The sequence below is a fragment of the Stenotrophomonas maltophilia group sp. Smal13 genome (assembly GCF_030236855.1).
GTDB classification, from domain to species: Bacteria; Pseudomonadota; Gammaproteobacteria; order Xanthomonadales; family Xanthomonadaceae; genus Stenotrophomonas; species Stenotrophomonas maltophilia_A.
The window spans coordinates 1-22,013 of sequence record NZ_JASJSQ010000017.1 but is presented as its reverse complement, the minus strand read 5'-3'; the positions used below and the strand labels follow the sequence as shown (position 1 = coordinate 22,013).

Sequence of the window (22,013 nt, the reverse complement as noted above, 5' to 3'; positions counted from 1 at the left end):
TCCGACACCGCCCCACCTCTGACAGATGGGCGCTGCTGTTGGTGGGTGTCGACCTTGGTCGACACATCGGTCAGATATCGAAATGTACATGGGGTCAGATTCATTTTGATATCTGACAGAGATTCGTCCACGCATGGCGTGGATCTACTGGAGACCGCGACGGGTCTGGAGGAGAGCCCCCTGAGTCAGGGGGCGGCCGCGAAGCGGCGGGGGTATGGGCGCTGGTAAGAGGGGCCCGCGTTTCGCGCAGCGAAGCGTGGGAGCGACAGCGCGCATGCGATGGCGTGTACCAGGGCCGCAGGCCCTGCCGAACCTACCTTCCCATCACCCGGGCGATCGCTTCCACCAGCAGTTCCCCGGTCACCGGCTTGCGCAGGAAGCCACCGATGCCGGCCGCCTCCACCTGCTGCTGCAGGTCCGGGTCGGTACGTGCGGTCACCGCCAGCAGCGGCAGCATGTAGCCCTGGTTGCGCAGATGCTGGGCCAGCTCGAAGCCGCTCAGGCCCGGCAGGTCGAGATCCAGCAGGCCGACGTCGAAATCACCGGCACTGATCTCACGCAGTGCCGCCAGCGCATGGCCCGCATGTACCACCTCGTGCCCGCGCGCACTCAGCAGCCCGCGCACCACATCGGCCACAGTCGCGTCGTCCTCCACCAGCAGTACCCGCAATGGCGGCATGTTGGCCGCGTCCTCGCGGTGCGTTTCACCATCTGCTTCGGCATCGGCATCGACCACCATCGGCAACGGCAACGTCACGCCGAAGCAGGTGCCGCGACCAAGCTGGCTCTCCACCTGGATCCGCCCCTGCATCGCATGCGCCAGTTCGCGGCAGATCGCCAGGCCCAGGCCACTGCCGCCGTACTGCGCCGCGGTACGTGCACCATCGGCCTGCTCGAAGCGGCGGAACAGGCGTTGCTGTTGCTCCTGGCTGATGCCGGGGCCGGTGTCGCGCACTTCGAAATGCAGCGATCGCAGCTCGGCGTCGCTGCGCGCGTGCAGGGTGATGGTGCCGCGGCTGGTGAACTTGACCGCATTCGAAAGCAGGTTCAGCAGGATCTGCCGTACCCGCATCGCGTCGCCGGTGGCCTGCAGGCCGGGCGGCAACTGGTTGTCGAGGGTGAAGCGCAGGCCCTTCTGTGCAGCCAACGGGCCCATCAGCGCCGCCAGGTCCTGCAGCAGGCAGCTCAGCGCGAACGGCTTGGACTGCAACTCCAGACGGCCCGATTCGATCCGCGCCAGGTCCAGCGCATCGTTGACCAGATGCAGCAGGTGCTCGCCGGCGTGGCGGATTGATTGTGTATAGCCGCGCTGCTGCGGATCCAGCGGTGAGGACAGCAGCAGCTCGCTCATGCCGAGCACACCGGTCATCGGCGTGCGGATCTCATGACCAAGGTTGGCCAGGAAGCGGGTCTTGGCCGCCGACGCCTGCTCGGCCAGCTCCTGCTTGTGCAGCGCCAGCTGATAGGCGTGGCGACGCTGCAGGCGCCGACGGTACAGCCAGGCGAACCAGCTGGTCAGCAGCAGCGCGAACGAGGCCAGCACCAGCAGGCCGGACAGGCTGCGCCACCACGGTGGCTGCACGCGGAATTCCAGGCTCTGCACCCGTGACCAGACATGGTCGGCCGACCGCGCCTGCACTTCCAGCCGATAGCTGCCCGGTGCCAGCCGCGAGAACAGGCGCTCACCGGCCGGTCCCACTTCCACCCAGTCCGGGTCATAGCCGGCCAACCGGTAACGATAGGTATTGGACGCCGAATCGGCGAACGACAACAGGCGCGCGACGATGCGCAGATCGCGGTCGCCATCGGCGATCTGCAACGGCGCGTCGTGGGTGAGGTCCAGCACCTGCTCGTTGCGGCGCACCTCCACCCGCTCGATCACCAGCGGCGCACGCCGCATCGAGGGCCGCACCTGCTCCGGGTCGAACACCACCACACCGGCCGGCGTACCCGCCACCAGATGGCCGTCTCCCGACATCACCAGCGTGTGCTCGCGGAATTCCTGGCTCGGCAGGCCGTCATGCACGCCATACAGGCGCACGCTCTGGCCATCGGCGCCGATGCGCACCAGGCCACGCGCGCTGGTTGCCCACGCCACCCCCTGTGCATCGACCACCAGCCCCGAAGCGGAGATCGCCGGGTAGCCCTGCTCGGCACCGATCACGGCCTGCCGCTCCAGCCGGCCCTGGCGCCAGCGGTAGCGCGACAGGCGGCCATCCTCGGACAGCCAGACCTGGCCATCGCTGCCCACGTGCAGTGCATGGATCGCGGTCGCCGGTGCGCCCGGCACCGGCTGGAAGCGCTCGCTTTCCGGCAGCCACTGCAGCAGGCCTCGGCTGCTGGCCAGCCAGATATGATCCTGCGGCCCGCATTCCACATCGAGATTGAGCTGGCCCTGCTGCAATCCGCGCTGGCCATTGTCCAGCTGGCGCCGCAGGCGCCCATCCAGATCGCGCTGCTGAAGACCCGACGGCAGCATCAGCCAGAGGCTGTCACCATCACAGGTCATCATCGATTCGATGACCCCTTCCATGGTCGCGTCGGCGCCGGCATCCCGGCCCCAGCGGCGCAGATCTCGCCGCTTCGGGTCGTAGCGCAGCAGCGCGTCGTTGGAGCCGATCCAGACCTGGCCGCGGCGATCCTCGCGCACCGAGGTCAGCCAGCGCATGCCGTTGACCCAGGTGCGGTGCTGTTCGATGCGGCCGCTCTTCGGATCGAAGCGGTCCAGCGCGCCGTGGCTGCCGACCGTCCAGATGCCGCCGTTGCTGGACGGGCTGGTACCCAGCACGAAGGCATTGCGCAGCGAGCGCGGGTCGTCCTCCAGCCGCGACAGCACCGAGAACTGCCACCAGCGCGGCAGCAGGTGCCACAGGCCGGCGTTGGTGCTGGCCAGCCAGATGCCCCCCTCGCGATCCTCGTAGGCGCCGGTCCAGTTCGGGCGTACCGGGCCACGCGCCACCGCGCTGTACAGCGGCACGGCCTGGTACTGGCCATCGACCGCGCGACCAAGGCCGGTGCGGGTGTCCAGCCAGTGCCCGCCCTGCTCGTCGCGCAGCATCATGCCCAGCACCTGTTCGCCTTCGGGCAGCTTCCAGGACGGTGCCTCGAAACGACCATCGGGACGACGCACGATGGCACCGGCCATCGTGCTGATCCAGAGGCTGCCATCGGGCTCGGCCGTCAAGCCATTGATCAGCAGGCTGGGAACAATGCCGGCACCAACCCGTTCAAAGTCCGTGCCGGTCCAGCGCGCGACGCCATGCTTGGTGCCTATCCACAGGCTGCCATCGGCCAGGGTTGCCAGATAGGGCACCGATGCGGCCGGCAGACTGCGTGGGTTGTTCGCTTCGGGCAGGAAGCGCTGCAGCCGGTCCTGGTTGTCCAGGCGGTACAGACCACCTTCGTGGGTGCCGAACCAGACTGAACCATCCGGCGTGGTGGCCAGGCTCCAGACCGTGTTGGTGCCCATCAACGGCTGGCTGCTGCGGTCGTAGAAATGCAGCTGGCGACGATCGGCCGACATCCGTACCAGACCGGCGTTCTCGGTGCCGATCCAGAGCTGGTTGCGGGCATCGACCAGCACCGTCCAGATGCGGTTGTCGCGCAGGCCGTCTTCCGAACGCCAGATCCGGTAGTTGCGCCCATCGTAGCGGGCCAGACCGTCGTTGGTGGCGATCCAGAGGTAACCGTAACGATCCTCGGCCATGCGGTTCACGGTATTGGACGGCAAGCCGTCGAACACCGTCACCTGACGCGGGCTCGGTGGCACCGGCTGCGCCGCAGCGGGCGACAGGCAGCACAGGAGGACCAGCAGCAGCATCGCCGCCCGCAGATACACCACCGATTGCCTCCTCACGCTGCTTCTGATGATTCCCGCACTACGGGCGTCGGCATGGTAAACCGAAAGTCGCGCCGTTCACGCCCGGCGCTGGCGCATTCAAAGAGCGGTTTGTCGTTTTGCGCGCGCCTGGGCAATGGCAGTCACCAGCATGTCACCGGTCACCGGCTTGCGCAGGAAGCCATCGAACCCGGCCGCCAGGACCTGGGTCTCGGCGTAGGCATCGGAGCGCGCGGTGACCGCCACCAGCGGTAGTTCATAGCCCATGGTGCGCAGCTGGCGAGCGATGGCGGTGCCGTCCAGCGCGGGCAGATCGAGATCGAGCAGGCCCACGTCAAAACCATCGGTGGCAATCTCCGAAAGCGCGCCCAGGCCATGCAGCACGTGCACCACGTCGTGGCCACGGCCACGCAGCAGGCCGGCGATGACCTCGGCCACGGTCGCGTCATCTTCCACCAGCAGGATGCGCAGCGGCGGCAGCACCGGCAGCACCGGCGACTCGCCCGGCGCATTGGCGGCCTGCCGGATCCAGGGCAGCGGCAACCACACCCGGAATCGCGCGCCCTTGCCCGGCTGGCTGTCCACTTCGATGCGTCCGTTCATGGCCATGGCCAGCTCCTGGCAGATCGCCAGGCCCAACCCGCTGCCGCCATAGCGCGACGCGGTGCGCGGGCCGTCCGCCTGTTCGAAGCGATGGAACAGCCGGTCCTGCTGCTCGGCGTTGATGCCCGGGCCGGTGTCATGCACTTCGAAGCAGAGTCCGCCACCGTTCTCTTCCAGGCGCACGGCCAGGCCGACGTGCCCGCGCTCGGTGAACTTGATTGCATTGCCCAGCAGGTTGAGCAGGATCTGCCGCACGCGCATCTCGTCGCCGCTGACGCTGATCGGCCCCAGCGGATCGCCCCCACGCTGGAACCCCAGGTTGCGCTGCTTCGCCATCGGCTCCATCAACGCCTGCACCTGGTCGAGCAGGCCAGCCAGATCGAACGGGCGCAGGTCGAGCTCCAGCCGGCCGGCCTCGATGCGGGCCAGATCCAGTGCGTCATTGACCAGCCGCAGCAGGTGGCTGCCAGCCTGCTGGATCGAGCCTGCATAGCTGCGCTGCACCGCATCCAGCGGGGTGGCCAGCAGCAACTCACTCATGCCGAGCACACCGGTCATCGGCGTGCGCACCTCATGGCCCAGCGTGGCCAGGAACCGGCTCTTGGCCTGGGAGGCCTGCTCTGCCAGTTGCTGCTTGTGCACGGTCAACTGCCATTGCTGGCGGCGGCGCAGGCGCGCACGGATCGACCACACCAGGATAAGCAGCAGCAGCGAGCCGATCAGCAGGTAGCCGAAGATCGCCATGCCGCTGCGCCACCAGGGTGGCAGCACCTTCACCTGCAACCGCTGTGAAGGCGTCCACGTGCCACTGGCCGTTGCCGCCTGGACTTCAATGACGTAGCTGCCGGTCGGCAGCCGCGACAGCGTGCGCTGGCCGTCACCGCCCTGCTCCACCCAGTTCTGGTCGTAGCCCTGCACCCGGAAGCGGTAACGGTTGCCCTGCGGATTGGCATAGGAAAGCAGTCGCGCATCGATCTGCAGATCACGATCATCCGGCCCCAGCAACAGCGTGCCGGTGGTCGGCAGCGGTTGCCAGCCGCGGGCATCATCACGCCGCACGCGGACCTCGGCGATCACCAGCGACGACGGCGGCAGCACCGCATCGGCAGCATTCACATCGAACACGACCAGGCCGGTCTGGGCCACCGCGAGCACGCGACCATCGGCATTCACCGCCGGCGGCCTGCTGGTGAACTCGGCGTCGGGCAGGCCATCGCGTTCGTTGAACTGCTGCAGGCGGCGCGTTTTCGGGTCCCACCGCAGCAGGCCACGTGGCGTGGTCGCCCACAGGCGGCCGTCTTCGGCCAGCGCCAGTCCTCCCATGCTGACCGAGGGCACGCCAGCACTGCCATCGATGCGCTGGATCAGGCGCAGGCTCATGCCATCCCATTGGTAGCGTTCCAGCGCGCCCTGCCGGGCCAGCCACAGCTGCTGTGGATCCACCCACACCAGATCGTAGATCAGCCCGCGCGAAACGCCCGGCACCGCTTCGAAGCGCCCGGCCTGTTCACGCCAGATCCCCATGTCGCCCATCACCCAGGCCTTGCCCTGTGCATCAAAGCGGATCTGCTCGACCGGTGAATCGGCGGTCTTGCGGAGATCCTCCAGCGGGTAACTACGCAGCACGCGGCCATCGGCGCTGCGCTGCTGCAGGCCCAGGTTCATCACCGACAGCCAGACCGTGCCATCGGGGGCCTGCCGCATCAGATCGATGCGCTGGCGCAGATCGGCTCCCCCATCGATATGCCAATCGTGCAGCGCGCGGGTGGCCGGGTCGTACACGCTGATGCGGCCGGCACGCCCCAGCCACAGGCGCCCGTCCGGCCGCGGCAGCACCGACCACACCGCCCCGCTGCCGATCTCGCGATCGCTGGCCAACAACTTCAGTACTCCCTGCGCGTCCAGCTGGTACACGCCATGCGCTGAGCCGACGTAGTAATTCCGGCCATCACTGGCTGCACTCAGCAGGTACTGGCTGTCCAGCGGCTTGCCGTCAAGCTGGTTCCAGATCGAAAACCGGCGCCAGTCCGGCGGCAGGTAGGCCAGGCCCTGGGTCAGCAGCGCCACCCACAATCCGCCCTCATGGTCCTGCATCAGATCAAGCACACCGCTCTGGGCAGTGAGGAAGCCACTGCCGCGGTCGCCGTCGAGCCGCCGCAGCATGCTGGCATCTCCACGCAACAGGCCATCGGAGGTGCCCGCCCAGTAACCGCCCTGGCGATCGGCCAGCACCAGTGCCGAACGCAGGCGCGCACTGTCGGCCCAGCGCGGACGGCTGACCCGGTCCTGCGCGTCGATACGGTAGAGGCCGTCATTCTGGCTGCCGGCCCAGATCGAGCCATCGGGGTCGCGGCTCAGGCGCAACACACTCAGCGCCCCCAGTTCGCGCGGCGCGACAGCCTCGAATCCAGTCCCGTTCCAGCGCGCAATGCCCGCCTCGGTGCCGATCCACAGTCGCCCCTGCGCATCGACCAGGCTGCTGTAGATGGTATTGCTGGGCAACCCGCCAGGACGGGCCGGATCATGCTCGAAGAAGCGCAGGCTGCCGTCTTCACCGAAACGGCAGACGCCATGGCCACTGGTGCCGATCCACAGTGCATCCTCGGCGTAGGCCAGCGTCCAGAACTGGCTCATGCAGGGGCCGTTGACCGCATCGAAGGTCTTGAAGCGTTCGCGGTCGGCATCCAGCCGGGCCACGCCCTTGCCATTGATGCCGACCCAGACGCGGTCCAGGGGATCGACCAGCAGGGTCTCGATCTCGTTGCCGGGCAGCGAGCCCGGCTGCTCCGGATCATGTTCCCAGACCCGCAGGTTGCCACCGTCATAGCGCACCAGGCCACCATCGGTGGCCGCCCAGATATGGCCCTGGCGGTCCTCGGCCAGCGCCAGCACCATGCGCGAGGGCATGCCTTCAGCTGCACCGAAACGGCGCAGGCGCGGTGTTTCCGCCATGTCGAGGGCCGTGGCCGCCGTGGCGAACGCCATCAGCAGCAGCCCCATTCCCGCGATGCCTCGGCACCACCGGCGCCAACCGCTCGTCATCCTGAACCCCCTGTCCTGTCCCGATTGTCACACAGGGCCGGGTTCATGGCTGCAACAGGCTGTTTCCACCGGTGGACCCACCACGAACTGTTGCAGCCATGCACGCAACGTTGGCAGGGGGCTGTGCGTATGATCGCAACGTCCCCCTTCCGGAGCCCGCCATCGATGCGTCCCTGCCTGGCCCTGCTGCCGATGCTGCTCGCCACCGCCCCCGCCTGGGCGGATGCAGATACCTATCGCCTCGATCCGGTGCATACGCGTGTGCTGTTCACCATCGACCACGCGGGTTACTCGCAGGCGATGGGTACGGTCTCCGGCAGTGAGGGCCGCCTGCAGTTCGATCCCGACAACTGGCGCGAGGCCACACTGGATGTCGAGGTCCCCGTGTCGCGATTGGACCTAGGTGATGCCAAATGGAACCAGGCCACGCTGGCCCGCAGCCTGCTCGACGGCGAGCGTTTCCCCAGCGCGCGCTTCGTCTCCAGCCGGGTCGAACCGATCGATGCCAGGCGCGCCCACGTGATCGGTACCCTGACCCTGCGCGGCGTCAGCCAGGAAGTCACCCTGGACGTGACCCTCAACGCCATCAAGCGCTACCCCCTCCCCCCGTTCCGACGCACCGCCGGTTTTTCCGCCAGCACCACGCTGAGCCGGCGCGCGTTCGGCATCACCGCCTGGCCGGGCGTCATCGGTGATGCAGTACAGCTGAGGATCGAGGCTGAAGCCACCCTCGACCGCAGCGACGCCCCGGGAACTCCCGCTCCCGTTCCGCACTCCGACCCCAAGACGGCCCGCTAGAGGACCTTTCATGACCGCCAAGAACACCCCCGCCGCCTGGGGGAGTGTCAGCCAGATCCTGCATTGGTTGATCGCACTGCTGATCCTCGCCCTGGGCGTGGTCGGCCTGACCATGGGCGAACTGCCCAAGACGCCCAAGTACTTCTGGGTCTACACCGCACACAAGTCGATCGGCATCACCGTACTGGCGCTGGTGCTGTTCCGCCTCGGCTGGCGCCTGTACGCCGGCGCCCCCAAGCCGGTGCCGGGCGTGCCCAGCTGGCAGGAGCGCATCGCCAGCGCGACCCATGTCCTGTTGTATGTGCTGATGTTCGCCATCCCGCTGTCGGGCTGGCTGTACGACTCGGCCAGTGGCCTGCGCCCGTTCCGCTGGTTCGGCCTGGTTGATGTGCCCAAGCTGAGTGGCCCGGATCCGCAGGTCGTCGCGGTGTCCCACGCCATCCACGAATACGGCTTCTGGCTGTTGATCGCGGTGGTGCTGGCCCATGCCGGCGCTGCCTTCTACCACCACCTGTTCCAGCGCGATGCAACGTTGTCCCGCATGTTGCCGCGCGGCTGGCTCGCCTCCCCTCAGAAGGACTGACCGATGAACCTGAAACTGACCACTCCGGCCGCCGTGGCCGCCGCCCTGGCCGGCATGCTGGCCACCGCCCCGGCGCTCGCCGCGGACTACGCGCAGGCCCCCGGCGCCGGCTCGATCCTGGTGTTCGCCACCAAGTACGACGGCGAAGTGTTCACCGGCAGCTTTCCGGGCTTTGCCACCAAGCTCAGCTTCGACCCGGCCAACCCGGCCGCCGGTTCGCTGGACGTGGTGATTCCGCTGGCCGGTGCCAAGAGCGGCAACAGCGACCGCGACTCGACCCTGCAGACCGCCGACTTCTTCAACGTCGGCAAGTTCGCCACTGCGCGTTACACCGCCAAGGGCTTCCGTGCGGTGGGCAACGACCAGTTCGCCGCCGACGGCACGCTGGAGCTGCGCGGCGTCAGCAAGCCGGTCACCCTCACCTTCACCTGGAAGCCGGGCACCCAGCCGGTGTTGACCGGCAAGGCCACCGTCAAGCGCCTGGACTTCGGCGTCGGCAGCGGTGACTGGGCTGACACCAAGACCATCCCGGACGAAACCGCGATCAGCACGATCGTGAAGTTCGACGCGAAATGATCAACGGGCCGGGGCACCGCCCCGGCCATCATCTCCGGTGGTGCCGGCCGCTGGCCGGCAACCTCACCGATGCGGGCAGGTGCCGGCCAGCGGCCGGCACTACCGTTCGACGGCCAGCCAGGCTTGAACCGCAGCCGCGTCGAACGGCCAGTCCAGCTCACGGTCGCCGCGCTCGTCGCGCAGCACCGGCACCCGCGCGCCGTAGCGCGATTCCAGCGCTGGCTGGTCATCCAGGAACACCGATTCGAATTCCGGCGCCCGGGCCTTGGCCAGCTCGGCCAGCGCCATGTCGCACAGGTGGCAGTCGTCACGCTGGAACAGAGTCAACACCGGCAGGGTCCCCTTGGTGGAAATGCTGCGCCGCAGCCATTGAAGTGCGGCGTGAACCGCTAGAATAGCGGTCTCTTCCGGTACCCGCAGTACGGCAACCATGGCTGTCAGCACGTTCGACGTTTTCAAGATCGGCATTGGCCCGAGCTCCTCGCACACCGTCGGGCCGATGAAGGCCGCCGAGCGATTCATCCATCGCTGGCTGCTCGATCCGGGCCGCCTGCACGAGGTCGCACGCATCCGCGCCGATGTCTATGGCTCGCTGGCGCTGACCGGCCGCGGCCATGGCACCGACAAGGCGATCCTGCTCGGCCTGGAAGGCCAGCGGCCGAACCTGATCGACCCGGACATCATCCCGGCCACCCTGGAGCGCATCCGCAGCAGCAAGCGCATCCAGCTGATGGGCCAGCACGAGATCGCCTTCGACGAGAAGCGCGACCTCGGCATGAACAAGCGCCAGAAGCTGCCGTACCACACCAACGGCATGCGCTTCACCGCGTACAACGCCGACGACGAAGTGATCGCCACCCGCGATTACTACTCGGTTGGTGGCGGCTTCGTGGTCAACCAGGACGACGCGGCCGATGACCGCATCGTGCCCGACGAGACCCCGCTGCCCTACCCGTTCAAGAGCGGCGACGAGCTGCTGGCGCAGACCGCACGCAGCGGCCTGAGCATTGCCCAGTTGATGTTCGAGAACGAGAAGTGCTGGCGCAGCGAAGACGAGATCCGCGCCAACCTGCGCGAGATCTGGAGCGCGATGCAGTCGTGCGTTGCGCGCGGCATCCGCGAGGAAGGCGTGCTGCCGGGTGGCCTGAAGGTCGGCCGTCGCGCACCGGCGCTGTACCGCGAGCTGTCGTCGAAGCCGGAAGCGGCGATGCGCGATCCGCTGACCACGCTGGACTGGGTCAACCTGTACGCACTGGCGGTGAACGAAGAAAACGCCGCCGGTGGCCGCGTGGTGACCGCGCCGACCAACGGTGCGGCCGGCGTGCTGCCCGCCGTGCTGCATTACTTCGACCGTTTCTGCCCGGGCGCCAACGAGCAGCGTGTGTTCGACTTCCTGCTGACCTCGGCGGCGATCGGCATCCTGTACAAGGAAAACGCTTCGATTTCCGGTGCCGAAGTGGGCTGCCAGGGCGAAGTGGGCGTGGCCTGCTCGATGGCGGCCGGCGGCCTGGTCGCGGCGCTGGGCGGCAACCCGAGCCAGATCGAGAATGCTGCGGAAATCGGCATGGAACACAACCTGGGCCTGACCTGCGACCCGATCGGCGGCCTGGTGCAGATCCCGTGCATCGAGCGCAATGCGATGGGTGCGGTGAAGGCGATCAATGCCTCGCGCATGGCGATGCGCGGCGACGGCAAGCACAAGGTGTCGCTGGACAAGGTGATCAAGACCATGCGCGATACCGGCCGCGACATGCAGGACAAGTACAAGGAAACCAGCCGCGGTGGCCTGGCGGTGAACGTCATCGAGTGCTGATGGCCGCAGCCAGGCATGGCCTGGCTCTACCCTGCAGCCGGGCATGAGCCCGGCTCAACATCGGACGACACCGTCACCGCGTTCCGGTTAGGCTCGGGGCTCCCCTACCCCGGATTGGCCCCATGCGCGTGATCGCTGCTGCCCTGCTTGCCTGCCTGCCGCTGTCCGCGCTGGCCGCGCCCACTTACGGGCCGCGGCTGGAGGGTTTCGACTACGGCTATCCGGTGAAGACCTTCGGGCTGGAATCGCAGCGGCAGCCGCTGGAGATGGCATACCTGGACATCGCGCCGAAGAAGGCGCCCATCGGCGTGGTGGTGCTGCTGCACGGCAAGAACTTCTGTGCCGCCACCTGGAAGGAATCGATCAAGCCACTGGTCGCCGCCGGCTACCGGGTGATCGCCCCGGACCAGGTGGGCTTCTGCAAATCCAGCAAGCCCGAGCGCTACCAGTATTCGTTCGCGCAGCTGGCCGCCAACACCCATGCCCTGCTGCAACAGCTGCAGCTGGGTGATGTACCGGTGCACCTGGTCGGTCATTCGATGGGCGGCATGCTGGCGGTGCGCTACGCGCTGATGTTCCCGCAGGACCTGCGCAGCCTGTCACTGGTCAATCCAATCGGGCTGGAAGACTGGAAGGCGCTGGGTGTTCCCTGGCGCAGCGTGGACACGTGGTACGCCGGCGAAATGAACATCAGCTATGACAGCATCCGCCGCTACCAGCTGGACGTGTACTACGACGGCAAGTGGAAGCCGGCGTATGAACCGTGGGCGCGGATGCAGTCGGGCATGTACGAAGGGCCTGGCAAGCAGGTCGTTGCATGGAGCCAGGCACTGGCATCGGACATGGTGTTCAACCAGCCGGTGGTCTACGAACTGAAGAATCTGCAGGTGCCGACCACGTTGTTCATCGGCCAGAAGGACCGCACCGCGATCGGCCGCGACCTGGCGCCGCCAGCGGTGAAGGCAACGCTGGGCAACTATCCAGTGCTCGGCAAGTCGGCGGCCGCGACGATTCCCGGCGCGACGCTGGTCGAGTTCGCCGAACTGGGCCATTCGCCACAGGTGCAGGACCCGAAGCAGTTCAACAACGCGTTGTTGAAGGCGTTGAAGTCCCGCTGACCAGCAGGCGTGCTCCTGTCGAGCCGAGCATGGGCTTGGCTCGACAGGAACGCTGCGATCAGCCCACGATCCGCAGCACGTCATCCAGCAACGCGGCCGCAGTGACTTCCGCACCCGCGCCCGGCCCCTGGATCAATAACGGCTGGCGGTGATAGCGATCGCTGTGGATGGCCACGCGGTTGTCGGTGCCTGCACCCTGCGCCAAGGGGTGATCGGCCGGCAACTCGCGCAGGCCTACCTGCGCACCCTCGCCATCAACGCGGCCGACGAAACGCAGCACACGACCATTGTCGCGTGCCTGCTGCCAGCGCGCCTGCAGCGGCGCATCCAGCTGCTCAAGCGCAGCCACCGCATCCTCCAGCGGCAGCGCTGCCAGCGCTTCAGGCACCAGTGAATCCACCTGCACCTGCGAAGCATCCAGCGCCAGCCCGCTGCTGCGCGCCAGGATCAGCAGCTTGCGGCGCACGTCCTCGCCGGACAGATCCAGACGCGGGTCCGGTTCGGTATAACCGGCCACCAGCGCCTCGCGCACCGCCGCCGAGAACGGCGATTGGCCGTCATAGCGATGGAACAGCCACGCCAGCGAGCCGGACAGCACGCCCTCGATGGCGTGGATGTGGTCGCCACCGGCTACCAGCGCGCGCAGGCTGCTCAGCAACGGCAGGCCGGCACCGACGGTGGCGCTGTCGCCATAGCGTGCGCCACTGTCTGCGCAGCTCTCGGCGATGGCCGTGGCACGTGCCAGCTGCGCACCGCGGCCCAGCTTGTTGGCGGTGACCACGTGCACCCCACGCGCCAGCCACTGCACGTGACGTGCGGCCACATCTTCGCTGGCAGTGGCATCGACCACCACGTCACCCCGTTCCAGCCCTTCGGCGCTCGCCCATGGCGGTGAGCTGAGACCGTCACGCGGTGCGCGTCGTGCCAGCTCCAGCGGCAACGCCAGATCACGGTCGATCGCCAGTGCGGTGCGCGAATTGGCCAGCCACTGCACGCTGGGCAGTTCCAACCCGCGTGCCTGCAACGCCTGGTAGCGCTGCACGAAGGCAGAGCCCACCGTGCCGGTGCCGAGCAGCGCCAGGCGTCCCACGCCCAGCGCAGGAATGTCAGCGGCGAGCGCGCTCATGCATCCACCACCTGTTTGCGGCGCGCAGCCGCATCGATCACGGCTTCGGCGCGCTGCAGCGCTGCGCCGAGATCAGCCAGCAGGTCACGCTCGGCCTCGATGCCGACCGACAGGCGCAGCAGGCCTTCGCTGATGCCGGCGGCCGCGCGCGCTTCAGCGGTCATCGCCGCATGGGTCATGGTGGCCGGGTGCGCGATCAGGCTTTCGACGCCACCCAGCGATTCGGCCAGGGTGAAGCAGCGCAGGCCATCGACGAAGGCACGCACTGCGGCATGCGGATCATCGCCTTCGCAGTCGGCCAGTTCGAACGACAGCATCGCGCCGAAGCCGCTTTGCTGGCGCGCGGCGATGGCGTGGCCCGGGTGATCGGCCAGCCCCGGGTAGTACACCGTGCCGACCGCCGGATGCTGGTCCAGCAGGGCGACGATCGACGCGGTGTTTTCCTGGTGCACGCGCAGGCGCGCATCCAGCGTGCGCAGGCCGCGCAGGGTCAGGAACGCATCGAACGGCGAGCCGGTCAGGCCCAGCGCGTTGCCCCACCACACCAGCTGCTCGTGCAGCGCCGGATCGCGCGCGACCACCGCCCCACCGACCACATCGCTATGGCCATTGATGTACTTGGTGGTGGAATGCAGCACAAGGTCCGCGCCGAACGACAGCGGCTGCTGCAGTGCCGGCGACAGGAAGGTGTTGTCGACTACCACCAGTGCACCGGCCTTGTGCGCGGCCTCGATGACGAAGCGCAGGTCGGTGATGCGCAGCAGCGGGTTGGACGGCGTTTCCACCAGCACCAGCTTCGGCTGCGTGGCCAGCGCCTGCGCCAGTGCGCGCGGATCGGTCAGGTCGGCGGTGACCAGTTCGAAGTGGCCCTTTTTCGCCAGCGCATTGAACAGGCGCCAGCTGCCGCCGTATGCATCGTGCGGCACCACCAGGGTGTCGCCCGGCTGCAGCAATGCGTTCAACACCAGGTTGATCGCACCCATGCCGGTGGCGGTGATGACGCCGCCGGCGCCGCCCTCCAGTTCCGCCAGCGCCTCGCCGAGCAGGTCACGGGTCGGGTTGCCACTACGCGTGTAGTCGTACTGGCGCTTGTTGCCGAAGCCTTCAAAACTGAAGTTCGACGACAGCACGATCGGCGGCGTGACCGCACCATACGCGGTGTCCCGATCGATGCCGGCACGGACGGCGGCAGTGGTGCGACTACAGGACGGCTCGTTTGCGTGCAGGCTCATGCGGACTCTCCAGAAGTGCGGAAGGCGGTGGCGAGGATCGCGTCGATGCGATCGGTTTCTTTGAGGAAGGCGTCGTGGCCGTAGGGCGAGCGCAGCACGCGCAGACTGCCGCGCGGGCCCAGCCCTTCGACCAGACCGACCAGGTCGGCCAGCGGCACCAGGCGGTCACCCTCCACCGCGACAACTACGGTGGGCGGCAGGATCGCGGTGGGGTCGACGCGGTGCAGGTCGATCGATTCGGACAGGCGCAGGTAAGCAGTCACCGGCGTGCGCGCGACGTACTGCGCACCGGCAGCGTCGAGATAGTCTTCGGCGGCCACGCGCACGCGGCCATTGATCACTTCCGGCGCGGCATCGAAGCGCTCGCCGAACTCTTCCGGGGTGCGGTAGCTGAGCATGGCGAACTGCCGGGCCAACGCCAGACCGTGGTCTTCGCCGCACTGCAGCTGGCCCAACGCGACCGCGCGGCGCTGCAATGCGCGCCAGGCGGCGGCATACGGATGCGGGCGATGCGCGCCACTGGCCAGCACCAGCTGGCGCACGCGTGCACGGTGGCGGATCGCGAACTGCTGGCCGACCAGCGCCCCGTAGGAGTAGCCCACGAACGCCTTCAGCGTGCGGATGCCGAGATGGTCCAGCAGCAGCGCCAGTGCATCGGCCTGGTCGGCGGTATCGATCGGCACATCCAGTGCACCATCGGCGCCGATGAAGTCGAAGGCCAGTACACGCAGCTGCTGCGGATCCAGCGCGCGCCCGCTGCCGACCAGGTCTTCGGCCCAGCCTTTCTCGCTGAACTGTGCATTGGACGCCACGTGGCGATGGGCGGAAATGCCACCGGCCAGCACCACCACCGGCGCATTGGCCGGGCCGACCCACTCATAGCGCAGGCGCACCGGGCTGGGGCCGGCGTGACGCATCGACAGCACCGCGGCGAACTCACCGCGCTCGGCATGCACGCGGTCTTCGACCGGCACGCTGACGGGGACAAAGGGTTCGGGGCGAAGCGCGGTACTGGCGGCGAAGCTCATGGCGGGATCCGGTTGGGGAATCGGCCATCGAGCCTTCGCGGGGCCCGCGTTCGAGATGCACGTGGGGTGCATGGTTCGAACCATCTTTCGGTGGACGCCACGGTCCCCGCAGGATTTGGCACCTACGCAGACGCTTTCGCATCCGCGGGCTGCCCCGGCTTCAAAGGGCCTGTCCCTCTGCCGGTCTCGATGGTGGAGCCACGATGCCAGCCCTTTCCGGCACTGTCAATCCCTTCATGCGGATAAAGCGATGAATATTTTCAACGCGACTATGCGAAGGCGGTCGCGGTCGTCCTGTTCAGGATCGGCTACAGTCCCGGCGGTCCCTACCCTCTGGAACCACTGATGCTGCGCCTGCCTCTGACCTGCCTGCTGATGTCCCTGCTGGCGAGCACGACGGCCAGCGCCGGTGACTGGCGCCAGGGCTGGGGACTGGTGCCCAAGGCCGCCCCGGCCGCTCCGCCCTCCCGTGGCGAGACCGCGCAGAGCGCTGCGCCGATGGCCCAGCTGCGCCTGCAGCCGCTCGGCGAGCACTGGCAGGCCCGGGTCGACAACGCACTGGCCGGTCCGCTGCAGGTCGAACTGCGCGCCGCGCCCGGACGCCCGGTCGAAGGCCTGCCGGTGCAGTCGCTGATCCAGGGCGACAGCAGCCTGGTGGTCGGCCACCTGCCCGCCCCGTCCAACGGCCGCCCCCTGGATCTGCGCCTGCAGTCGGTGCCGGGCAACCCGGCCGCACAGGCCGAAGATGTCGCCTATCGCCTGCCTTTCGATGCGGCCCGTCCGCGCGTGGACCAGGCGCCGCAGGGCCGGTTCAGCCACGATGACGAGGAGAACCGCGACGCGGTGGACTTCGCACTGCCGGAGGGCACGCTGGTGCTGGCCGCGCGCGAGGGCACGGTGATGCAGATCCAGGATGGCTTCCGTGGCAACGGCCAGGACCGCGAGCGCGATGGCGGCCGTGCCAACTTCATCCGCGTGCTGCACAGCGACGGCAGCATGGCGCTGTACGGCCACCTGCAGGCCGGCGGCATGCGCGTGCGTCGCGGCCAGGCGGTGGGGGCCGGGCAGCCGCTCGGCCTGTCAGGCAACAGCGGCTTCAGCAGCGCGCCGCACCTGCACTTCGTGGTGCAGGTCAACCGCGGCATGGGCCTGCGCTCGGTGCCGGCACGCATCTTCGCCGAACAGGGCCAACTGCAGTTCGCCCGCCAGGGCGAGGCCGAAGGCGGCACCGGGCGCTGACCGCCCCCGGCCGGTATAATCGGGCGCTTATCTCTTTGAAAAGCGCCCCGGGCGGGCGCCACTGCCATGTCCGAAGTCGCCAACGAAGCGTCGCGTCGCCGCACCTTCGCCATCATCTCCCACCCTGACGCCGGCAAGACCACGCTGACCGAAAAGCTGCTGCTGTTCGGAGGCGCGATCCAGATGGCCGGTTCGGTCAAGGGCCGCAAGGCCGCCCGCCACGCCACCTCCGACTGGATGGCGCTGGAAAAAGAGCGCGGCATCTCCGTCACCTCCTCGGTGATGCAGTTCCCGTACGAAGGCAAGATCGTCAACCTGCTCGACACCCCCGGCCACGCCGACTTCGGCGAGGACACCTACCGCGTGCTGACCGCGGTGGACTCGGCGCTGATGGTGATCGACGTGGCCAAGGGCGTGGAAGAGCGCACCATCAAGCTGATGGAAGTGTGCCGCCTGCGCGACACCCCGATCATGACCTTCATCAACAAGCTCGACCGCGAGGGCAAGGACCCGATCGAGCTGCTGGATGAAGTGGAAACCGTGCTGGGCATCCAGTGCGCGCCGGTGACCTGGCCGATCGGCATGGGCCAGCGCCTGAAGGGCGTGGTCCACCTGCTGACCGGCGAAGTGCACCTGTACGAACCGGGCCGCAACTTCACCCGCCAGGACTCGACCATCTTCCCGTCCATCGATGCGCCCGGCCTGGCCGAGAAGATCGGTGCACAGATGCTGGCCGACCTGCGCGACGAACTGGAACTGGTGCAGGGCGCCAGCCATCCGTTCGACCTGGACGCCTACCGCGCCGGCAAGCAGACCCCGGTGTTCTTCGGTTCCGGCGTGAACAATTTCGGCGTGCAGCCGCTGCTGGACTTCTTCGTCGAACATGCCCCGTCGCCGCAGGCGCGTTCCACCACCGGCCGCGAGATCGCCCCGGAAGAGAACAAGCTGACCGGCTTCGTGTTCAAGATCCAGGCCAACATGGACCCGCAGCACCGTGACCGCGTGGCGTTCATGCGGGTCTGCTCGGGCCGCTTCAGCGCCGGCATGAAGACCTTCCACGTGCGCACCGGCAAGGAAATGAAGCTGGCCAACGCGCTGACCTTCATGGCCAGCGACCGCGAGATCGCCGCCGAGGCGTGGCCAGGCGATGTGATCGGCATCCACAACCACGGCACCATTTCCATCGGCGATACCTTCACCGAAGGCGAAGCGGTCACCTTCACCGGCATCCCCAACTTCGCCCCGGAACTGTTCCGCCGCGCACGCCTGCGCGATCCGCTCAAGCTCAAGCAGCTGCAGAAGGGCCTGGCCCAGCTGTCCGAAGAAGGTGCGACCCAGTTCTTCCGCCCGCTGACCAGCAACGACCTGATCCTGGGTGCGGTCGGCGTGCTGCAGTTCGACGTGGCCGCCTACCGCCTGAAGGACGAGTACGGCGTGGAAGCCACTTTCGAGCCGGTAAGCGTGACCACTGCGCGCTGGGTCCACTGCAGCAACGAGAAGAAGCTGGAAGAGTTCCGCGAGAAAAATGCGCTGAACCTGGCGCTGGATGCAGCCGGCCACCTGGTCTACCTGGCACCGACCCGGGTCAACCTGCAGCTGGCGCAGGAACGCTCGCCGGACGTGCGCTTCTCGGCCACCCGCGAAGCGGCGCATACGGTTTCGGTGGGCTGATGCCAGCGGGCCGGATCCCTTTCCGCAGGGAAAGGGCTCTGCCCCCGGCCGTCGCGGGCGGTTCATCCACGCATGGCGTGGATCTACCGCTCACGGATTCATCGGCGCAACGCAGGGATTCACCCACCATACGGTGACGGGCGTGCACACGGCGGCCATCGCGGCGATGATAGGGGGACGCGGGTCCCCCTCCCCGTGAACGATGCCCATGCCCATGTCCACGACGTCCATTGCTTCGATCCGTGAAGAAATCGCCAGCGCCCTGACCCATGGCCTGGGCGCGGTGTTCGCCCTGGCAGCCAGCGCGGTGCTGATCACCCTGGCTGCGATCTACGGCGACGGCTGGCAGCTGGCCAGCGCGATCGTATTCGGTATCGCGCTGTTGCTGCTGTACACCGCCTCCACCCTGTATCACGCCATCCAGCATCCGGTCGCCAAGGGCCGCTTGAAGGTGTTCGACCACTGCGCGATCTACGTGCTGATCGCGGGCACCTATACCCCGTTCACCCTGATCGGCCTGCGTGGCCCGTGGGGCTGGGGCCTGTTCACCGCGATCTGGGCGCTGGCGCTGGGCGGCGTGGTGTTCAAGCTGTTCTACACCGGCCGCTTCAAGGTGCTCTCAACGGTGATCTACATCGCCATGGGCTGGCTGGTGGTCGTGGCGATCAAGCCGATGTGGGCTTCGATCGACGGCGGCACCCTCACCTGGCTGTTCGCCGGTGGCCTGTCGTACACGCTGGGGACCTACTTCTACCACCGTGAATCGATCCCGTATTCGCATGCGATCTGGCACCTGTTCGTGATCGGTGGCAGCGTCTGCCACTTCGTCGCGGTCACCATGCAGGTGCTGTAAACCAGCGTTCGAACGCGGCGTGTGCACACCACGCACATGGACGCTTCGCGCCCTGTCCACGAAGAGGGGGCAACCATGGCGGCGTGAATGCTGCCGCCTCCCCTGACGCAAAGCGCACGACCCGCTGGCGCCTCCGCCGCCCCGGCCCACGAGGCCGGCGCTGGCTCACGATCCTGATCTTCCTGCTGGCGGCACTCCTGCTGCTGATCGCGCTGTGGGACTGGAACTGGTTCAAGGGGCCGGTTGAGCGCGCGGTGCAGGCACGCACCGGCCGTGCGCTGCACATCGGGAACCTTGATGTCGACCTCGGCCGCACCAGTACGATCCGCGCCGATGCGATCACCTTCGCCAATGCAAGCTGGGCGAAGCAACCCGATATGGCCACCGCAGACCGCGTCGAGATCGACGTGCGGGTGTGGCCGCTGCTGCGCGGCAGCGTGCAGCTGCCCGAAGTGCGCCTGACCCGGCCGGACGTGCTGCTGGAAACAGCGCCGCGCAAGGGCGACCCGGGCAATTGGGATTTCCTCGGTGGCAGCGCCGGTGGGACCAGCCCGCAGCTCAAACGGCTGCGCATCGATGACGGTCGCCTGCAGTTCCTCGACGCGCTCGGCCGTACCGATATCCGCGTGGACGTGCGCAGCGGCCAGCCGAAACAGGCCGATGCGGCGCCACCGCTGCTGGTACAGGGCAAGGGACACTGGCAGGGCAATCCGTTCACCCTGCGTGGCGGCACGGAATCACCGCTGGAGCTGACCGACAGCGACCATCCGTTCCGCATCCATCTCGATGGCCGAGCAGGCGCCACCCACGCGGTAGCCAGTGGCACGCTGACCAATCCCTTCCAGCTGCGCGTGTTCGATCTGCAGTTTGCGCTCAGCGGCCAGGACCTCGCCGACCTCTATCCGCTGCTCGGCATTGCCATTCCGCCGTCGCCACCCTATGCGTTGAACGGCCGGCTCAAGCGTGACCACAACGTCTGGCGCTACGACGCCTTCACCGGCAAGGTCGGCGACAGCGACCTCGGTGGCAATCTGCAGTTCGAAGTGGGCGGTGCGCGCCCGCGGCTGACCGCCACGCTGGAATCCAAACGCCTGGACTTCGATGACCTTGCCGGCTTCGTCGGTGCCCCACCGAAAACCGGCGGCGGCGAAACCGCCAACGCAGACCAGAAGGCCGAGGCCGCACGGGTTGCTGCCCGCGCACGCGTGCTGCCCGACACGCCCTACAACCTCGGCAAGCTGCGCGCGATGGATGCCGACGTGCGCTGGAAAGCCCACCGCATCAACGCGCCATCGCTGCCATTGGATGACATGGATGCGCACCTGTTGCTGGATGACGGCGTACTGCGGCTGGACCCGCTGAACTTCGGCGTGGCCGGAGGCGATATCCGCAGCACGATCCGCATGGACGCGCGCCGTCCGCAGATCAGCACCGCTCTGAAGGCCAGCGTGCGCGGCGTGCAGCTCGGCCAGCTGTTTCCGGACGCGAAACTGGCCGAGCAGGCCAAGGGCGGCATCGGCGGCGAGGTGGACCTGAGCGGCCGCGGCAACTCGATCGCCGCGATGCTCGGCAGCAGCAGTGGCAAGGTCGGCCTGGCGATGGGCCGCGGCCATGTCGGCAACCTGGTGATGGAACTGGCAGGGCTGGACATCACCGAATCACTGAAATTCCTGGTGACCGGCGACAAACAGATTCCCCTGCGCTGCGCCTTCGCCGACTTCGGCGTGCGCGACGGCCTGATGACCAGCCAGGCGCTGGCGGTGGACACTACCGATACGATCCTCATCGGCGAAGGCACGGTCAGCCTGCGCGACGAGACCCTGGACCTGCTGCTGAAACCGCGCCCGAAGGACAAGAGCATTCTGGTGCTGCGCTCTCCACTGCACATCAGTGGCACGTTCAAGGACCCGTCATTCCGACCGGACTTCAAGGCGTTGGGCATCCGGGGAGCCGTGGCCCTGGCGCTGGGCAGCATCGCGCCGCCAGCGGCATTGCTGGCGACCATCGAACTGGGGCCGGGGAAGGATGCCGACTGCGGGGGGCAGTATGCGAAGTAGGGTTACAGCGTTGTTCGCGGCGCCTCTTTTCCCGCGCGTAGAGCCGGAGCAAGGCGACAGGCAGGACACGCCGTAAATACGTCCCTGTAGGCTCGGTCGGCGCATCCATGCGCCTCACGGTCCTGCCTGCCGCCTTGCTTCGGCTCCGGACAGGTTCCTGCGCGCGGAACGAGAGCGGAAATTCAAAGTCAGAAGAAAAAAGCAAATTCAAAAGCTGTTGCCAACCAAGGTTGGCAGCTACCAAAAGCAGATCGTCTGCGGCGAATCTCACCGCGCTCGCGGCAATGTATCCAGAGGCAGAGGGCATGGGCGTGCAGGACCGTTGGCGCCATGGATGGCGCCATCGAGCCTTATCTGATCGGAATCTGGCAGCGTAGGCGGCGAGAGCCGGCGTGGGCCGCCGTGCGAGCCTAGATCTCGACGATCCGTAACCAGG

15 protein-coding genes and 1 riboswitch are annotated in these 22,013 nt (G+C 67.6%); of the genes, 9 read left to right on the top strand and 6 right to left on the bottom strand.

Going from position 1 to position 22,013, the window contains the following annotated elements:
* Positions 1-313: 313 nt before the first annotated feature.
* Together QRO95_RS08175 and QRO95_RS08170 are read right to left on the bottom strand one after the other, a co-directional pair.
* The gene (locus QRO95_RS08175) at positions 314-3,841 is read right to left on the bottom strand and encodes a hybrid sensor histidine kinase/response regulator (RefSeq protein ID WP_285302241.1); all 3,528 of its coding nucleotides are present in this window, start codon (positions 3,839-3,841) and stop codon (positions 314-316) included.
* A 96-nt stretch (positions 3,842-3,937) separates the two neighbouring features.
* Positions 3,938-7,483: an ATP-binding protein gene (locus QRO95_RS08170; RefSeq protein WP_285302240.1), complete on the bottom strand. Its 3,546-nt coding sequence runs from the start codon at positions 7,481-7,483 to the stop codon at positions 3,938-3,940.
* Positions 7,484-7,648: 165 nt separating this feature from the next.
* Here QRO95_RS08170 and QRO95_RS08165 point away from each other — a divergent pair, with 165 nt between their 5' ends.
* The 3 genes from QRO95_RS08165 to QRO95_RS08155 are packed head-to-tail and all read left to right on the top strand — an operon-like array spanning position 7,649 to position 9,440.
* Entirely contained in the window at positions 7,649-8,281 is a 633-nt protein-coding gene (locus QRO95_RS08165; RefSeq protein ID WP_049420948.1) for a YceI family protein, read from the top strand.
* 10 nt (positions 8,282-8,291) lie between these two features.
* On the top strand, positions 8,292-8,864 hold the full coding sequence (locus QRO95_RS08160) for a cytochrome b (RefSeq protein WP_005410672.1): 573 nt from the start codon (positions 8,292-8,294) through the stop codon (positions 8,862-8,864).
* 3 nt (positions 8,865-8,867) lie between these two features.
* Positions 8,868-9,440, top strand: a complete 573-nt coding sequence (locus QRO95_RS08155) for a YceI family protein (RefSeq protein WP_010482754.1) — start codon at positions 8,868-8,870, stop codon at positions 9,438-9,440.
* A 99-nt stretch (positions 9,441-9,539) separates the two neighbouring features.
* Here the strand turns inward: QRO95_RS08155 and QRO95_RS08150 are convergent, their stop codons facing one another.
* Entirely contained in the window at positions 9,540-9,770 is a 231-nt protein-coding gene (locus QRO95_RS08150; RefSeq protein WP_032127830.1) for a glutaredoxin family protein, read from the bottom strand.
* A gap of 100 nt (positions 9,771-9,870) precedes the next feature.
* On the opposite strand from QRO95_RS08150, the gene QRO95_RS08145 reads away from it, so the two are divergent.
* Together QRO95_RS08145 and QRO95_RS08140 are read left to right on the top strand one after the other, a co-directional pair.
* The gene (locus tag QRO95_RS08145) at positions 9,871-11,253 is read left to right on the top strand and encodes an L-serine ammonia-lyase (RefSeq protein WP_049456519.1); all 1,383 of its coding nucleotides are present in this window, start codon (positions 9,871-9,873) and stop codon (positions 11,251-11,253) included.
* 122 nt (positions 11,254-11,375) lie between these two features.
* A complete protein-coding gene (locus tag QRO95_RS08140) occupies positions 11,376-12,371 on the top strand; it encodes an alpha/beta fold hydrolase (protein WP_121504647.1) in 996 nt (331 codons plus the stop codon).
* Positions 12,372-12,429: 58 nt separating this feature from the next.
* Here the strand turns inward: QRO95_RS08140 and QRO95_RS08135 are convergent, their stop codons facing one another.
* From QRO95_RS08135 to QRO95_RS08125, 3 genes are read right to left on the bottom strand one after another with little or no spacing between them, the layout of a single operon-like run.
* A complete protein-coding gene (locus QRO95_RS08135; protein ID WP_285302239.1) occupies positions 12,430-13,497 on the bottom strand; it encodes a homoserine dehydrogenase in 1,068 nt (355 codons plus the stop codon).
* Positions 13,494-14,729 (bottom strand): O-succinylhomoserine (thiol)-lyase, encoded by a 1,236-nt coding sequence (locus QRO95_RS08130; RefSeq protein ID WP_285302237.1) that lies wholly within the window; start codon positions 14,727-14,729, stop codon positions 13,494-13,496. Before QRO95_RS08130 ends, QRO95_RS08135 begins: the two co-directional genes overlap by 4 nt.
* Complete coding sequence (locus tag QRO95_RS08125; protein ID WP_049401407.1) at positions 14,726-15,757, bottom strand: homoserine O-succinyltransferase; 1,032 nt, start codon at positions 15,755-15,757, stop codon at positions 14,726-14,728. Before QRO95_RS08125 ends, QRO95_RS08130 begins: the two co-directional genes overlap by 4 nt.
* A gap of 77 nt (positions 15,758-15,834) precedes the next feature.
* Positions 15,835-15,953: riboswitch (SAM riboswitch) on the bottom strand.
* A 149-nt stretch (positions 15,954-16,102) separates the two neighbouring features.
* Here QRO95_RS08125 and QRO95_RS08120 point away from each other — a divergent pair.
* The 4 genes from QRO95_RS08120 to QRO95_RS08105 all read left to right on the top strand — a co-directional run bounded on the left by QRO95_RS08120 (position 16,103) and on the right by QRO95_RS08105 (position 21,577).
* Positions 16,103-16,996 (top strand): M23 family metallopeptidase, encoded by an 894-nt coding sequence (locus tag QRO95_RS08120; RefSeq protein WP_285302235.1) that lies wholly within the window; start codon positions 16,103-16,105, stop codon positions 16,994-16,996.
* 66 nt (positions 16,997-17,062) lie between these two features.
* On the top strand, positions 17,063-18,667 hold the full coding sequence (locus tag QRO95_RS08115) for a peptide chain release factor 3 (RefSeq protein WP_014038155.1): 1,605 nt from the start codon (positions 17,063-17,065) through the stop codon (positions 18,665-18,667).
* Between the two features lie 214 nt (positions 18,668-18,881).
* The gene (locus QRO95_RS08110) at positions 18,882-19,520 is read left to right on the top strand and encodes a hemolysin III family protein (protein WP_005410682.1); all 639 of its coding nucleotides are present in this window, start codon (positions 18,882-18,884) and stop codon (positions 19,518-19,520) included.
* Positions 19,521-19,603: 83 nt separating this feature from the next.
* Entirely contained in the window at positions 19,604-21,577 is a 1,974-nt protein-coding gene (locus QRO95_RS08105) for an AsmA family protein (protein WP_285302234.1), read from the top strand.
* Positions 21,578-22,013 lie beyond the last annotated feature (436 nt).

What these genes read in the sequence shown, in the direction of transcription:
- QRO95_RS08110 (WP_005410682.1), top strand. Translation starts at nt 18,882, where the DNA reads ATGTCCACGACGTCCATTGCTTCGATCCGTGAAGAAATCGCCAGCGCC.
- QRO95_RS08155 (WP_010482754.1), top strand. Translation starts at nt 8,868, where the DNA reads ATGAACCTGAAACTGACCACTCCGGCCGCCGTGGCCGCCGCCCTGGCC.
- QRO95_RS08170 (WP_285302240.1), bottom strand. Translation starts at nt 7,483, where the DNA reads ATGACGAGCGGTTGGCGCCGGTGGTGCCGAGGCATCGCGGGAATGGGG.
- QRO95_RS08130 (WP_285302237.1), bottom strand. Translation starts at nt 14,729, where the DNA reads ATGAGCCTGCACGCAAACGAGCCGTCCTGTAGTCGCACCACTGCCGCC.
- QRO95_RS08165 (WP_049420948.1), top strand. Translation starts at nt 7,649, where the DNA reads ATGCGTCCCTGCCTGGCCCTGCTGCCGATGCTGCTCGCCACCGCCCCC.
- QRO95_RS08135 (WP_285302239.1), bottom strand. Translation starts at nt 13,497, where the DNA reads ATGAGCGCGCTCGCCGCTGACATTCCTGCGCTGGGCGTGGGACGCCTG.
- QRO95_RS08120 (WP_285302235.1), top strand. Translation starts at nt 16,103, where the DNA reads ATGCTGCGCCTGCCTCTGACCTGCCTGCTGATGTCCCTGCTGGCGAGC.
- QRO95_RS08145 (WP_049456519.1), top strand. Translation starts at nt 9,871, where the DNA reads ATGGCTGTCAGCACGTTCGACGTTTTCAAGATCGGCATTGGCCCGAGC.
- QRO95_RS08140 (WP_121504647.1), top strand. Translation starts at nt 11,376, where the DNA reads ATGCGCGTGATCGCTGCTGCCCTGCTTGCCTGCCTGCCGCTGTCCGCG.
- QRO95_RS08125 (WP_049401407.1), bottom strand. Translation starts at nt 15,757, where the DNA reads ATGAGCTTCGCCGCCAGTACCGCGCTTCGCCCCGAACCCTTTGTCCCC.
- QRO95_RS08115 (WP_014038155.1), top strand. Translation starts at nt 17,063, where the DNA reads ATGTCCGAAGTCGCCAACGAAGCGTCGCGTCGCCGCACCTTCGCCATC.
- QRO95_RS08160 (WP_005410672.1), top strand. Translation starts at nt 8,292, where the DNA reads ATGACCGCCAAGAACACCCCCGCCGCCTGGGGGAGTGTCAGCCAGATC.